Source organism: Pseudomonas sp. LBUM1672 (assembly GCF_059695655.1).
The window spans coordinates 6284714-6298514 of record NZ_CP166781.1; the positions used below are offsets into that span (position 1 = coordinate 6284714).

Here is a 13801-nt window from a genome sequence, read left to right on the forward strand (position 1 = left end):
ATCTGTCCTTAATGAATTTTGCTGCCCAGGGTCACCACGCCGTCCGCTTTTTCGCGGCCCAGCCAACTGGTCCATCCCAGGCGACAGGCGTTTTGCTCACCGATGCGCAGTTCGCGGATTTCTTCCTGGCGCAACACCAGGCGAATGTCGTAATCGAGCGGGTCACGCAGGGTGAACCGCACCAGCGCGCACAGCGGCTGGTAGCCGAAACCGATCGGCAGGAATTCGTGGAAGCGTTGCCAGTCGAGTTCGCGGATGTGAATGCGGAATTTTCCGCTGCGGTCGCGCACGTGTTCGCCCAGCACCAGGTCTTCGCCGAGCAGGCTGTTGGCGCGGCCCAGACGATTGCGTTGCTCGTCGAGAATTTCCACGCGGCGCTCGATGCACTGCTCGATGGTCAGTTCGGCGTGTTTGAAGTAGTACCGCAGCACCGCTTCGATCAACGCGGCCGAGTGCGCCCGCAAGCTGAGCAGACCGAGGTATGGAAGCAGGCGTTTCCAGTTCAGTTCCTGGGCCTTGCGGATCTCTTCGCCGCCGAGGCCAATCAAGGCAAACAGCTGCGCCGAGAACGGGTCGAGGGCGCCGCTCTCGAAACTGGCGCGGTAGCGGTACTTGCGCCAGATCGGCAACATCAACCGTTGCAGGCGATGGTGGAACAGGTCGAGGAAGTTGCGGGTCGGGTTGCCGTCTTCGCTGTCGCCCAGGGCTTGTTCACCGTAGAACGCCGGCAGCGGCGAACCGGAGCCGACCAGGCCGATCAGGTTGAAACGCAGGCGCGCGCGCATCTGCCCGTGCTCGTGGAAAAACTCCACGCGATCGACGTCACTGCCCGGGAAACCCAGGCTCGGGTTGGCCTGGAATTCGAGCTGGTCGTACAGATCGTCCTGGCTCAGGTGCGGGTGGGCCTCGCGCAGCCGGTCAACCACCAGCAGCACGGCCTGAAACAGCGAGTACTCGCGTATTCCTCGGGTCAGTCCGCTTAAAGAAGCGGCTGAAGGCCCATACGTGGTGTCCATTGGTACACCTCTCCCTGTGTGCTTTTTACCCGCAGCTCGTGGTACGAATTGAGACTGGCGTAAAGCGCGAAAAACTCGTTAAGAACCGAGGCGAAAACGAACAGGTCGCCTTCGCCGATATACCCTTCCGGGTCGATGGTCAGCTCGGTGCGCAACCCGCGAACCGGCAACCCTCGGTGCAACCGGTCGACGTGTTGGTGTTTGATCGACTTGAGCCCGCCCAGCAGGCGTTTGCTGACTTTCTCAGCGTGTTGGTCGTAGTAGCGCGGCAGGTCGTAGGTTTCCAGAATCACCTTCAACGCATTGACGTCGGCCAGCGACAGGTAGTTGAGCGACATATTGCTGATCAGCTTCCAGAGGAAGTCGCGGTTCAGCGGCGGCGCATAACTGGGCGTGGCCGGGGTGATGTTGCGGAAACTCAGGAACTCCGGCGTGTCTTCGCAGGCTTGGCTGATGTCGCCGAGCTTGAGCTTTTTGGGCAGGTTCTGGTTGGTGCACATCAGCTCGATCGACAGGGTTTCATGGGCTTCGGTGTGGCGGATGCCGAAGCTCAGGTACGTGTCGAGGCCGTCGTGCAACAGCGACGAACGCTGGCGGATGCTGTAATGCGGACGGCTGTTGGGCACGTCGAAACTCGGGTCGTGCTCGAAGGACTCGAACGGCACGTATTCCTGATAACCGAGGCCGCCGGGCTTCCATCCCGTCACGGTTTCCACCGAAAACACGCCGCAGTTTTGCAGATCGAATTCGGCGGGCAGCAGCAGGTATTCGTCTTGCTTGCCATCTAGGCGGATCGGCAAGGCGTCGTGCTTGAACAGATTCACAATCGGCGTGCAGTAGAGCTTCACATTGTCCAGCGTCGGACGCATGCGCATGATGCCGCTCTTGCGAATGTCGAAGCGCAATTCGAGGCCGCGCATTTGCTTGAGCGTGTCTTCCGGCAATGCCTTGAGCATGTCCAGACCGTTGACGTCGACGAACAGGAACTTGTCCTGGAAGGCGAAATATTCCTGCAAGTAGCGATAGCCACGGAAGGTGTTCAGCGGATAGGGGATCAACGCTTCTTCTTCGGCAAAACCTACCGGTTGCACACGGTCGCCGGGCATCTTGAACGCCATCGGCGTGCCGTTGACGCCGTTGATGGGTTTGCCGGCGCCATCCAGCGGGATCAGTTCGATGCCTTCCAGATTGCGCAACAGGCTCAGGTAGAGCATCTGGCTGATGTAGCGCTCACCGGCGAAGTGCAGACGCAAACGGCTCAGTTCCAGTTCGCCAAGATGACCGTCAGCGCTCATCTCCAGGCGCAGGCTCAACAACGAACCGTCGCCCTTCACCGAGTAATTCAGCGCAGCCAGATCCAGCGGCAAGACTTCGGTCGGGTAGCACGTGCGGAAACGGCAACGCACGTCGTCGATTGGCACACTCTCGACTGGCGTGTCGCGCTCGACCATCAACGCAGGCCCCGAACGCTTCAACGGATCGAACTGCAAAATGCTGAACGCCGGCAGCGGCCGCATGTAGTTGGGCCACAGCAGGTGCATCAGGGAATGGCTGAGCTCGGGCAGTTCGTCATCGAGCTTCTGGCGCAGGCGCCCGGTCAGGAAAGCGAAGCCCTCAAGCAACCGCTCCACGTCTGGATCCCGCCCGGCCTGGCCAAGGAAAGGCGCCAATGCCGGGCTACGCTCGGCGAATCGACGACCTAACTGGCGAAGTGCGGTGAGTTCGCTTTGGTAGTAGTGGTTAAAGGACACGGGGTACCTTCCTGGTGGTGGATCTCATGAAAAAACTGTCCTGTAGAGCGCAACCGTCAGACCGGCAACTACGTAGCCGGCGATGAGCAGGTACGGTAAAAAAGCCAGCCAGCCCAACATCATCGGAAACCCGGAAAAACTCCCCAAAAACACATGGGCCAATCCAAAAATTAACCAAGGGACGGCGTAAAAAGGGATGAACGTCAGCGGTGCGCGCCACACACTTTTCAAAATTTGCTGTTCGGTTTTTCCGTTCATTACTCGCGTTGCCCACAGAGCAAAGGCGATGTAGGCCGGGATTCCGAATGAGAGAACGTAGATCAACAGCATTTGTTGCCAGTCCAGAACCGCCGCGTATTCGTTGCCCTGCTCAACCAGTGTCAAAGTCAACATCACCAAGAGCGGAGACCAGAGTGCTGCCCTGAAAAAATTTTGATGAGGGCAGCCTTCACTTTTCCGAATGCCCTGCGCCGAATCGTTAGTAAATTTCACTGAACACCCAGTGATTAAAACTGTAAAGAGCAACAACACCCACAACAGTGGACGCCAATAACAAAAACCCATCGCGAGAGTTTTTATATTTAAAAAATCTTGTTAACGCTTTTACAAAATAATAAAAAGAGAGCGCCATCATCGGAATATAAAGAGCCATACAAAAAACAAACAAGCTCCCATAAACATCAAATCCGTCTATTGACCATTGGGTTTTCGGGTCAGTGCACGACATCAGCAGCAATACCGCAGCCACAAAAAAATAAAAATAACGAAGCATCTAGCGCAGCCCCTTTGAATAGAGAAGCTTGGCGAGCTCTCGACGCCTTGCTTTTCCTTCTGCACTGTCGCCGGAATAGTAAAAGTGCCCTTCCGCCGTTGGCATCTGCCTACCAAGTTCAAGAGCCGAGTCGACAAGTTCCTTATCAGTCATGCCCGCATAGATAGGGTCGCCCTTATCCTTCAAGTCGATAATTATTGCGCTACCGATGTTTGGATGATTACTAACAGCTTCTTTCAAACTTTTATTGATCGGAGCACCAATGAGGACAAGGTGGTCTATTTTGGTGCCCGAACGAGCATAGTGCATAGCAGTACGGGCCGCGACTACGCTGCCCCAAGAGTAACCCACTATATTGAATTGCCCGATCTTTGGAATTGGCTTGGTGATTTCCAATGCGCTCAACGGAAACTCCGTTGTTTTGATTTTTGAAATATCCCGCCCTATCTTGATCGCCAACATATCGCTTGTCGGGGTACATTCCACTACGCTATTGCTTTTGATAGTGATCAAACCATAGATATACTTTTTCTCTATGTATTCGCCGCCATATTTGCACTTCTGAATTTCGCCATACTCAAATACGACTGGATCACTTTCGTCTTGGTTGTAGAGCACCACAGACGCAGCATCACTAAGCATGTCGACCAGATCGGGCACATGCTTATCCCATCCAGTTATTAGAGATGAGTAGTTCCCATAAACGGCATTTAAAATTCCAGCCTCTTTGAACGCAGCCACCATATCTGCGTTATAAGCACCAATCATCCCGGCGCCGCCCAAAAATACTGTCAGCCCTTGTTCAACAACAATCGGTTTAGGCGTCAGATCCTTAGTCGGTGTACTTTGCATCGCAGCGACTTTTGTAAAAGCACCACTTGAAGTATTGATGACATCGGCGCCCATCTATCAATCTCCTTTTGCAACATAGATTTCAACTTGCTCTGCACTTTCGTGACGAGCTAGTCGGTGAGTGAAACCTTTTTCATTAGTAACACCCTCTTCCTGCGTACCGTCTTGGCGAACGAGCAGATATCTACGATTGGCAATGGGCATACCAGCTTCATCTGTCAAAGCAAACTGCTCATCAAATCCAGGAAAAATCAAAGGCAACGGCGCCACAAACGGCACCGGCGAATGCGAATTCCCGATAATCACCGTCCCGGAACCCGCCGTAACCTTGTTGCCATGAGTCCCGACGGAATCCACCGTCGCTGCCGGTTTGCCATTAATCAAAACCGTCGTCGCCAACCCGCCCGACATCGCACCACCACACGCCGAGGCATCGCCTTGGCGGGCGGCCGCGAGGCCGTCGAAGAAGACGTCGCCGGAACCGGCGGCGATCGGGTTGGTGCCGTGGCCGGGGAGCGGGCAAGCGGTGGGGTCGGATACGCGGGCTGCGGGTTTGCCGGACATACGAATCTCCTTAGTTGACCTTGACTTGACCGCTGCCATCCAGGCGCGCGGCGAAACTGACCTGGCGCTTGAAACCATCAACTTCCAGCAGGCCTTCGATGCTGAAGGACAGGCGAAGCTGATCGTGATCACGCGGCAGGGAGATGACACGCACATTGCTCAGGCGTGGCTCGTAGGCTTCGATGAAATTTTCGATGGCCAGACGGGCCTGACTCAGGGAGTCGTGCAGGCTCAGACGCATGTCATTGAGATCGGGTAGCCCGTAATCGGACAGCGTTTGCACGCTGCCCGCACGGGTGCTGAGCATCTTGGCCAGATGGGCAGCCACGGACGCCATGGCGGAGACCTCGCGGCTCCAGCCGACGCGTTTGTCCGCGTCGCCACCCAGGCGTTCGAAAAGGCTGCCGTATCCAGTCATGACTCAGGCTCCTCTTACTCTTTGTCCAGCTTGCCAACCAGCGACAGGGTGAAATCGGCACCCATGTACTTGAAGTGCGGACGCACGTTCAGGCTGACGCGGTACCAGCCAGGCTCGCCTTCGACATCGCTGACGATGATCTGGGCTGCACGCAGTGGACGACGGCCACGCACTTCGGCGCTCGGGTTTTCCTGGTCGGCCACGTACTGGCGGATCCACTTGTTGAGTTCCAGCTCGAGGTCGGTACGTTCTTTCCACGAACCGAGTTGCTCGCGCTGCAGCACTTTCAAGTAGTGAGCCAGGCGGTTGACGATCATCATGTACGGCAGTTGAGTGCCGAGCTTGTAGTTCAGCTCTGCGGCCTTGCCTTCTGCGCTGATGCCGAAGAACTTCGGCTTCTGCACCGAGCTCGCGGAGAAGAACGCCGCGTTGTCGGAGCCTTTGCGCATGGTCAGGGAGATGAAACCTTCTTCGGCCAGTTCGTATTCACGACGGTCGCTAACCAGAACTTCCGTAGGAATCTTGGTTTCGATTTCGCCCATGCTTTCGAAGTGGTGCAACGGCAGGTCTTCAACCGCGCCACCGCTCTGCGGGCCGATGATGTTCGGGCACCAGCGGAACTTGGCGAAGCTGTCGGTCAGCTTGGTGCCGAACGCGTAGGCGGTGTTGCCCCACAGGTAGTGCTCGTGGCTGTTGGCGACGGTTTCTTTGTACACGAACGATTTGACCGGGTTTTCTTCCGGGTCGTACGGGTTACGCAGCAGGAAACGCGGCACGGTCAGGCCAACGTAACGGGAGTCTTCCGACTGGCGGAAGCTCTGCCATTTGGCGAATTGCGGGCCTTCGAAGTGATCTTTCAAATCCTTCAGGTCCGGCAGACCGGTGAAGCTTTCCAGACCGAAGAATTTCGGGCCGGCGGCAGCAATGAACGGTGCGTGCGACATGCAGGCAACGCTGGACACGTACTGCATCAGTTTCACGTCCGGCGAGCTTGGGGACATGAAGTAGTTGGCGATGATCGCGCCCACAGGCTGACCACCGAACTGACCGTATTCAGCGGTGTAGATGTGCTTGTACAGACCCGATTGCATCACTTCCGGCGAATCGTCGAAATCGTCCAGCAGGTCTTCTTTGGAGACGTTGAGGATTTCAATCTTGATGTTTTCGCGGAAGTTGGTGCGATCGACCAGCAACTGCAGGCCACGCCACGACGATTCCAGGGACTGGAAGTCAGGGTGGTGCAGGATTTCGTCCATCTGGCGGCTGAGCTTGGCATCGATCTCGGCGATCATGCGGTCAACCATGGCTTTCTTGACCGGCTCACCGTTGTTCTGCGGCTTGAGCAGCTCTTCGATGAAAGCCGACACACCGCGCTTGGCGATGTCGTAGGCTTCGTCGTCCGGCGTCAGGCGGGTTTCGGCGATGATGCTGTCGAGAATGCTGTATTCGCCGCTCTCTTTGCTCTTTTGCTGTGCTGCGCTAGTGCTCATTGTGTTGGCTTCCTTGGCTGATAGAGACTCAGGCGTCCTGGGCGGCGGCGTTCAAGCCCAGCTCACCCAGTACGCGACCGCGGGATTCGTCGTCGGCGAGAACGCCTTCGATGGCTTTGCGGAACGCAGGCGCGTTACCCAGCGGGCCTTTGAGGGCCACCAGCGCGTCGCGCAGTTCCATCAGTTTTTTCAGCTCAGGCACTTGCTCGACCAGCGAGGCCGGGTTGAAGTCCTTCATCGAGTTGACGCGCAGTTTCACGGCCAGTTCTTCAGTGTCACCTTCTTCCTGAAGACGGTTCGGCACGCTCAGTGTCAGGCTCAGCTCTTGCTTGGCCAGCACTTCGTCAAACGTCATCTTGTCGATGCTGATCGGCTTGCGATCTTCGACTTTGCGTTCGTCCTTGCGGTGGGTGTAGTCACCGATTGCCAGTAGTTTCAACGGCAGTTCGATCTCTTCCTGTGCACCACCGGTGGCAGGTTTGAAGGTGACGTTGATGCGTTCCTTGGGGGCTACCGAGCCTTCTTTGGCCATGGCTTTTCTCCTTGCGGTTGTGGCCCTGGGGCCTATTCGAGTACCACTTCGAGATCGAGGTGGCACAGCCTGCGATAAATCTCTTCCTTGCGTTCACGTACGGCATGGTTCTGCGGCAACAACTCGCAGCAGCTATGCAGTAAATGCAGCACTTCCAGCGCAAGATCGGGCTCCCAGGCGTTCAGGCCTGAGTCCTGTAATGTTTGGTCGAGTGTTTCGAGTTGCGTCTTGGCCAATTCGTATTTCTTGGCCATGAAGCACAGCCGCGCGAGGGCGAACTGCCAGAAGAACCGGACGCGTCCGCCGTGGGCGCTTTGCAGGCCCTGCTTGAGGATCTGCACGGCGGCCTTGAGGCCGTCCTTGCGCAGGATCGGCAGGACTTCTTCGAGGGCCACTTCCCAGGCCGGCTGGGTGTCGGCGACTTCGACCTTGCGCGGCGCACTGGCGCTTTGCAGGTGCGGCATGACGTTGGCGCTGATCCAGGCGCGGGTGGCCGGATCGGCGAACGGCGCGCCGTCGTGGAAACGCAATTCGACGATGCCGGGCAGGCGCTGAATCAAAAGCGCGAAGTGGATTTCCACTTCGCGCATTGCCATCTCGGCGTTCAGGCCCTGGAGGCATTCCCAGACCATTCGCTGGCCATCGAACCAGAACGGCGCCTTCGCCAGGCTCGCCTCCAGTTCCACCAGCAGGTCGGCGTATTTGGCTTGATCGTAGCGGTCCTGATAAGCCTTGAGCTTATCGGCGGGCAAGCCGCGCAGCACGGTGATTTGCTCGGCGTTGCGCTCAGGCACCGCGTCGATGGGCAGCCACAGCAGCGTGCGATTGAGGCGCAGGGCGCGCAGGTCGGTGGCTTTCTGCTTGAGCCACCAGGCACACAACGGACGAGCACTTTCCTGCTGGGCGCGCAGAGCCTTGTGAGCTTCTTTCTCGTTGTCGATCGGCGCGCCGGGGGTGAACAGCTGCGTGGCGGCCTGTTTGACCTGCGCCACCGCGGCGCCCACCACGCCGGGTTCCGGCTGGTTGTCGGCGGCGCGTTGCACCATGTTTTTCAGGCGGCGGGAGATCGGCAGCAGCAGCGGCGCATCGTCGCCCAAGTGCTCGGTGCAAGCGGCGTCGAGGCCTTCAAGGTGTTCGACCAGCCGCCGGAACATCGGCAACTGCTCTTTTATCGCGACGTTTTCGGTCAGCACCTGCTCGAGACGCGGCACCAGCCAACTGATCGCAGCGGAGCGGGTGCGGGCCTTGCTCGGGTGAACGTCGGCCCAGTGGTTTTCGCACAAGTGGTGCAGCAATCCGAGGCCGGCCAGCAGGCCCTGGAACGACTCGCGCTGGTACAAGGCCCACGTCAGCCAGGCGCCGACCCGCAAATCCTTGGACTGGGTACGCAGCAGGTTTTCGCTGTTTTCACGGATTTTCAGCCAGTCGATCTGACCGCTTTCGTGCATGGACGAGGCTTTCGCCAGCTCGCTTTCCAGTGCCTCATATTCGCTTGAGAAGCGAACGTCCTCGCCCGCGAAATTCTCTTTGGAAACAGAGGCTTTTGCGAGTTCGAGGTAATGAGCGGAAAGTTTGCTTGAGTAGGACATCCATGGCCTTTAATTAGGATTACGGTCGAACGCCAATTGCAGTTGCAGCGACGCGGGACAGTATCAAAGAGCTGCGATGAGTCTCATCCAATTGAGTTCGTGCTCTTTCAAGTGGGCGCATCGTAATCACAATGATGGCCACTAGCAAGCATCTGATTAAACAACAAGACGAAGTGTTGTTTATTACGTGTAGGAGATATCCCTATATGTGTAAGGGGATTCCCTGATGTCGCATTAATAATCACCTCTTCACCTGATCACCCTGAAACCATCGACCTAGAGCCCCCCGTAAAATTCGACAGGGATAATGAGCCTCACCCCCAGCGACAGGTGCGCAGCATGCCAATAATTTTCAAGCATTAATGTAGGAAACCTCCGAAATGTTTCCGAAATTTTAAAAACAGATTCCGACAATTGAGATGTAAAAAAGTGCCATCAATCTGATGGCACTTTTATTTTGAATAAATGCTCAACTTCGGCAATACGCCTTGTGGTTGCATGACCTTCGCTGACACTGACGCAACATTCTGACATCCAGAAATATCTCACCGAGTTTCAAGCCCGATCTTACATACAGCTTTGCCTTGCCTTGTTAGCGTGCAGAACATCATCGCGCGCTCAGGCCAAGTCACGGCTGCACGCCGCGATCACTTCTCTGCGCTCAAGGACGAGCGACTACGAAGCAAAAGGATAAGCGCATGTTCGCACCGGCTAATGCCGCTCACTTCACCCTTGTGATCCCGACGGTTCACAACGACTTCAAAGTACTGGCCTTCGAAGGCACTGAAACCATCAGCGCCTTGTACTCGATTCACGTCGATCTGGTCAGCGAATACCCCAACTTCGATCTGGAGAGTCTGCTCAACCAACCTGCATTTCTCCAATTCGGCCTCAAAGGCGAAGGCATTCATGGCCATATCGCGGCGGTGTCCACAGGCGATGTCGGTAAGCGCCTGACCCGCTATCGCATAAACCTGGTACCGGCCCTGCACTTCTTGCAGTTCAGCCATGATCAACGGATTTTCCAGCGCCAGACAGCGCCGCAAATCATCGAAAGGGTACTCAAGGGACATGGCATCCAGGCCGATGCGTTTACCTTCCACGTCAAAACGAGTCCCGAGCGCGAATACTGCACGCAATACCGCGAAAATGATTTTGAATTCGTCCAGAGGTTGTGCGCAGAGGACGGCATTTCCTGGCATCACCAGCATTATCGGGAAGGCCATGTGCTGGTGTTCACTGACGACCAGACTTTCTTCCCCACACTGGGCGAAACTTCCTATCAGCAAGACTCCGGAATGGTGGCGGAGCATCCCGTCGTCAGCCAGTTATCCATGGGTTTCAGCACCCGCCCCAGCAGGGTTACCCGGCGACACTACGACCTGGAGCGCCCGAGCCTTTTACTGGAAAGTCGCTTCACTGCTGAGTTCAGCCCGGAGCTTGAAGACTATCGTTACCCACTATTCTTCGAGAGTGAAAAACTCGGCCAGCAACTCGCCCGGCAGGCGCTTGAACGACACCGTGCCGATTACCAATTGGCCGAGGGCGAAAGCGATCAGCCCAGTCTGCGCTGCGGGCACTTTTTCAGTCTGACGGATCACCCACGCGATACGTACAACGATCTATGGCTGCTGCTCAGTGTCACCCACTCTGGAAAGCAGCCTCAGGTGCTCGAAGAGTCAGTCACCACTACCGAATCCAAGGACGGATTTACCCAGGGCTACCGCAACAGTTTCAGTGCGATTCCATGGGATGTGTTTTTTCGACCACCGATGCCGGCACAACGAACCCCGCTCGTCTGCCAGACCGCCCGCGTCACCGGGCCTGCCGGCGAAGAGATCTACTGCGATGAATATGGCCGCGTCAAAGTCGAATTTCATTGGGACCGCGCTGAGCGCAACAGTGAAAACAGCAGTTGCTGGCTGCGGGTAGCCTCAAGCTGGACCGGGGACAACTTTGGTGCGGTGATCATTCCGCGTATCGGCATGGAAGTCCTCGTCACCTACCTCGAAGGCAATCCCGATAATCCATTGATAACCGGTTGCCTCATCAACAAGGTCACGCCGCCGCCCTACCCCTTGCCCGAGAACAAAACCAGAACCGTACTGCGCAGCCACAGTTCCCCCAGCACAGGCGGTTACAACGAACTGTCGATTGAGGACCGCGCCGGGCAGGAGTTGATCTACCTGCGCGCACAAAGAGATATGGCGCAGAAGGTCGAGAACGACAGCCATCTGGACGTGGGCAATGAACGCCGTGAAACCATCAAGGGCAATAGCATCGCGGTGCTCGGGGCTGAAGAACATCGCACGGTTACGGCGGATCGAAAGGTTCAGCTCAAAGCCAATGACTATTTGCAGATTGCAGGGAGCAGCCACACCCGTGTTGGTGACGCAATCGTGGTTGAGGCAGGTGAGCACGTTCATATCAAGGCCGGGGCCAGTTTGGTGCTGGACGGGGGCGCCAGCATTACCTTGAAGGCAGGCGGTCACCATATCGTGATTGATGCTGACGGGGTTTTCAGCAGTAGCGCGATTGAGGTGGGTGGTTCACCGGTGGCAGGGATGGCAGCGCATGCGTTGTTGCCGGGGACAGTGGCGGGGTTGTTGGCGCCTGTTGTGCCTGAGCCACCTCCGTTGGAAGAGAACGAATCGGATGAGCTGGAAGAAGAAGAGGAGGAAGTCGAAGAGGAAGGGATTACTTTGCGGATCGGGGTGTTCTTCGATGGGACCGGGAATAACCGGTCCAACAGTGAGATGGCGGCTGAATGTTATGCGCGGGATGTAAATCTGCTGGAGGAGGCAGAGGATATTCAGCGGTTTTGTAAGGCCTATGGGTATGACGGTTTGGGGAACACGCCGGATGATAGCTATGGGAATGACACGAGTAATGTGGCGAAGCTGTATGAGCTGTACATCAATGACAGTGACCGGTTGTTGGCTGATGACGAAACCATAGGGTACATCCCGGTTTATCTGGATGGCATCGGTACTAGCAGCGGTAAAGGGGATTCACCTTTTTCACTAGCAACCGGCGTCGGTGCGCACGGTGTATCAGCACGAGTTGCTCAGAGTCCAGCGAGTATTCTCGAAAGGGTTGAGCGGTTCGAGCAATCTAATCCTGATCGAAAGGTTGAACGTGTCGAGTTCGATATCTTCGGTTTCAGTCGCGGTGCCGCAGCTGCACGTCATTTTGCCAATGAAGTACAGAAAGGAGAGAAGAGTCCATTGGCAGCGCTATTACCCGCCAATGCGACGTTGTTTACCGAGGACTTTTCCTGGTGCACCAACACCGATGTCTCCATCAACTTTATCGGCATCTTCGACACCGCTGCCGCAGTAGCCAGCGTGGCCGACGGTGACTTTAGCGTCCACGATGCCAACAACCCCGGCGTCAATTTGTACCTTGCGCCAGATATCGCAAAAAAAGTTGTGCATCTGGTGGCGCGGGACGAGCGACGCCATAACTTCTCACTCAACAGTGCTGGAGCTGCGGATATCGAGCTGCCCGGCGTCCACTCCGACTTGGGTGGGGGGTATGTACCCAACTTCATTGAACGAGTTCTGCTTAGCAAGCCGCGCTGCAGCCGCGACATGGAACTTTACGTGCCTTCCACAGCGTCACCCGCCTATCGTTGGGCTGAGCAAGAGCTAGGTCGCCTTCAGGATCAACTTAACCTGTATGGGCTTGCACTGGAGGTGCAGACCTGGGACGTGGAGGTAATCAACAACGCAAAAGGCGACAGATCCAAGTCGAAAAATGTGTATGCAGCAGTGCGCAGCCAGCGAACTGTACGCAACGATCTGGCGTTGGTTTACCTTCGAATCATGCGCGAGTTGGGGGCCAGGCACGACGTCCCGTTCAAGGTTATTGACGAAGAGGATCAAACGTACGCATTACCGACAGAGCTGAAATCGATTGCCGAAAAACTGATGGCTTACGCGTTAGGCGCCACTCGCCGCACGAGCCTGAGCCTCGACGAAGAGGAGTTGCTCTGCCGCCGTTACATCCATCTGTCTGCCAACTGGAATGCTGCCAAAGGCTGGAACAACAGCGATCTGAACATCGTGTTTATTAATCGGCCTGCCGAAAACCATAAGCGCGTGGTGCATCCCGATGCATAGGTGCTCACCCTTGCTTAAATCCGGCTTTACGCTGCTGTTTGTGTTGTTGGGAGGATGTGCATCTGTCGTGAGCAGATCACTACCTTATGACGCGTGGAGCCTTGATTTTTTTTCGCCGGACTATATGGAAGTCTGGATCGAAACGGCCCACGTCGTTGATGTCAATGAGCGCGTATTCCTTCACGCGGGCAGCGGTATCCCGGCTATGGGATATCCACGCGCCATGAGTAAAGGGGTACCATCCGAGTTCAGAGGCAAACCAGCGGGATGGCGAGAAAATCCTGGAGGAAAAGGTCGGAATGTCACCGGGGCTAACCTGCCTCGTTTGGTCTATGTGCGTTGGCAGTCCATGGCAGAACCGCAGACCTACAGGGCCTACATCGAGATCCCCGAATCTGCGCGGGACACGATGCTCAAGGGTGAAAAAGCTTATTGCGGTGCGGTAGGCAAATGGAAAACCGATTACCGAAAGTTTTTGACTATTGGCCTGGCGCCCGGAGGAATTGCCAAGGTGTGGTTGGGTGGTCCTTGTCTTAAATCGACCGAAGTCACCCGAGTCCAAGGAACGATCAGTCCCAAAGGCCCCTATAGGGGCACATCCAACGGGAAACACCGCCCGCTTTCAGAAGAGTCAAAAGCCTACATCGACAAATTCGGCATTCCATTCGGAAGCTGGTAAGGAGAGGAAATCAA

General features: G+C 56.2%; 12 protein-coding genes. 2 read left to right on the forward strand and 10 right to left on the reverse strand.

Going from position 1 to position 13801, the window contains the following annotated elements; translation table 11 throughout:
* Positions 1 to 8 precede the first annotated feature (8 nt).
* Genes tssG through tssA form a run of 10 tightly spaced genes read right to left on the reverse strand, consistent with a single transcriptional unit; the run spans position 9 to position 8984 of the window.
* Entirely contained in the window at positions 9 to 1016 is a 1008-nt protein-coding gene (gene tssG / locus ACA053_RS28810; RefSeq protein WP_222589047.1) for a type VI secretion system baseplate subunit TssG, read from the reverse strand.
* Positions 980 to 2767: a type VI secretion system baseplate subunit TssF gene (tssF, locus tag ACA053_RS28815; protein WP_497314541.1), complete on the reverse strand. Its 1788-nt coding sequence runs from the start codon at positions 2765 to 2767 to the stop codon at positions 980 to 982. The genes tssG and tssF overlap by 37 nt, the downstream gene beginning before the upstream one ends.
* A 24-nt stretch (positions 2768 to 2791) precedes the next feature.
* Positions 2792 to 3259 carry a hypothetical protein gene (locus ACA053_RS28820; protein ID WP_497394221.1) on the reverse strand — a complete coding sequence of 156 codons (468 nt, stop codon included), beginning with the start codon at positions 3257 to 3259 and terminating at the stop codon, positions 2792 to 2794.
* Positions 3246 to 3539 carry a hypothetical protein gene (locus ACA053_RS28825; RefSeq protein ID WP_109626776.1) on the reverse strand — a complete coding sequence of 98 codons (294 nt, stop codon included), beginning with the start codon at positions 3537 to 3539 and terminating at the stop codon, positions 3246 to 3248. The genes ACA053_RS28820 and ACA053_RS28825 overlap by 14 nt, the downstream gene beginning before the upstream one ends.
* Positions 3540 to 4445: a hypothetical protein gene (locus ACA053_RS28830; RefSeq protein ID WP_109626778.1), complete on the reverse strand. Its 906-nt coding sequence runs from the start codon at positions 4443 to 4445 to the stop codon at positions 3540 to 3542.
* A 3-nt stretch (positions 4446 to 4448) separates the two neighbouring features.
* Positions 4449 to 4955 (reverse strand): PAAR domain-containing protein, encoded by a 507-nt coding sequence (locus ACA053_RS28835; protein WP_497394222.1) that lies wholly within the window; start codon positions 4953 to 4955, stop codon positions 4449 to 4451.
* Between the two features lie 10 nt (positions 4956 to 4965).
* Complete coding sequence (tssE, locus tag ACA053_RS28840) at positions 4966 to 5373, reverse strand: type VI secretion system baseplate subunit TssE (RefSeq protein WP_008150080.1); 408 nt, start codon at positions 5371 to 5373, stop codon at positions 4966 to 4968.
* 14 nt (positions 5374 to 5387) lie between these two features.
* A complete protein-coding gene (gene tssC, locus ACA053_RS28845) occupies positions 5388 to 6863 on the reverse strand; it encodes a type VI secretion system contractile sheath large subunit (protein WP_077748558.1) in 1476 nt (491 codons plus the stop codon).
* 28 nt (positions 6864 to 6891) lie between these two features.
* The gene (tssB, locus tag ACA053_RS28850) at positions 6892 to 7395 is read right to left on the reverse strand and encodes a type VI secretion system contractile sheath small subunit (protein ID WP_010465292.1); all 504 of its coding nucleotides are present in this window, start codon (positions 7393 to 7395) and stop codon (positions 6892 to 6894) included.
* A 32-nt stretch (positions 7396 to 7427) separates the two neighbouring features.
* The gene (gene tssA, locus ACA053_RS28855) at positions 7428 to 8984 is read right to left on the reverse strand and encodes a type VI secretion system protein TssA (protein WP_497394223.1); all 1557 of its coding nucleotides are present in this window, start codon (positions 8982 to 8984) and stop codon (positions 7428 to 7430) included.
* Positions 8985 to 9682: 698 nt separating this feature from the next.
* Between tssA and tssI the strand changes: the two genes are divergently transcribed.
* Together tssI and ACA053_RS28865 are read left to right on the forward strand one after the other, a co-directional pair.
* Positions 9683 to 13108, forward strand: coding sequence for a type VI secretion system tip protein TssI/VgrG (gene tssI / locus ACA053_RS28860; protein ID WP_497394224.1), 3426 nt, complete (start codon positions 9683 to 9685; stop codon positions 13106 to 13108).
* The gene (locus tag ACA053_RS28865; RefSeq protein ID WP_497394225.1) at positions 13101 to 13787 is read left to right on the forward strand and encodes a DUF2931 family protein; all 687 of its coding nucleotides are present in this window, start codon (positions 13101 to 13103) and stop codon (positions 13785 to 13787) included. Before tssI ends, ACA053_RS28865 begins: the two co-directional genes overlap by 8 nt.
* The last annotated feature ends 14 nt before the right edge of the window (positions 13788 to 13801 follow it).

Bases quoted from the DNA above. Each gene is read 5' to 3' on its own strand.
- tssG (WP_222589047.1), bottom strand. From the start codon at position 1,016: ATGGACACCACGTATGGGCCTTCAGCCGCTTCTTTAAGCGGACTGACC.
- ACA053_RS28865 (WP_497394225.1), top strand. From the start codon at position 13,101: ATGCATAGGTGCTCACCCTTGCTTAAATCCGGCTTTACGCTGCTGTTT.
- ACA053_RS28830 (WP_109626778.1), bottom strand. From the start codon at position 4,445: ATGGGCGCCGATGTCATCAATACTTCAAGTGGTGCTTTTACAAAAGTC.
- tssA (WP_497394223.1), bottom strand. From the start codon at position 8,984: ATGTCCTACTCAAGCAAACTTTCCGCTCATTACCTCGAACTCGCAAAA.
- tssB (WP_010465292.1), bottom strand. From the start codon at position 7,395: ATGGCCAAAGAAGGCTCGGTAGCCCCCAAGGAACGCATCAACGTCACC.
- ACA053_RS28835 (WP_497394222.1), bottom strand. From the start codon at position 4,955: ATGTCCGGCAAACCCGCAGCCCGCGTATCCGACCCCACCGCTTGCCCG.
- tssE (WP_008150080.1), bottom strand. From the start codon at position 5,373: ATGACTGGATACGGCAGCCTTTTCGAACGCCTGGGTGGCGACGCGGAC.
- tssI (WP_497394224.1), top strand. From the start codon at position 9,683: ATGTTCGCACCGGCTAATGCCGCTCACTTCACCCTTGTGATCCCGACG.
- tssC (WP_077748558.1), bottom strand. From the start codon at position 6,863: ATGAGCACTAGCGCAGCACAGCAAAAGAGCAAAGAGAGCGGCGAATAC.
- ACA053_RS28825 (WP_109626776.1), bottom strand. From the start codon at position 3,539: ATGCTTCGTTATTTTTATTTTTTTGTGGCTGCGGTATTGCTGCTGATG.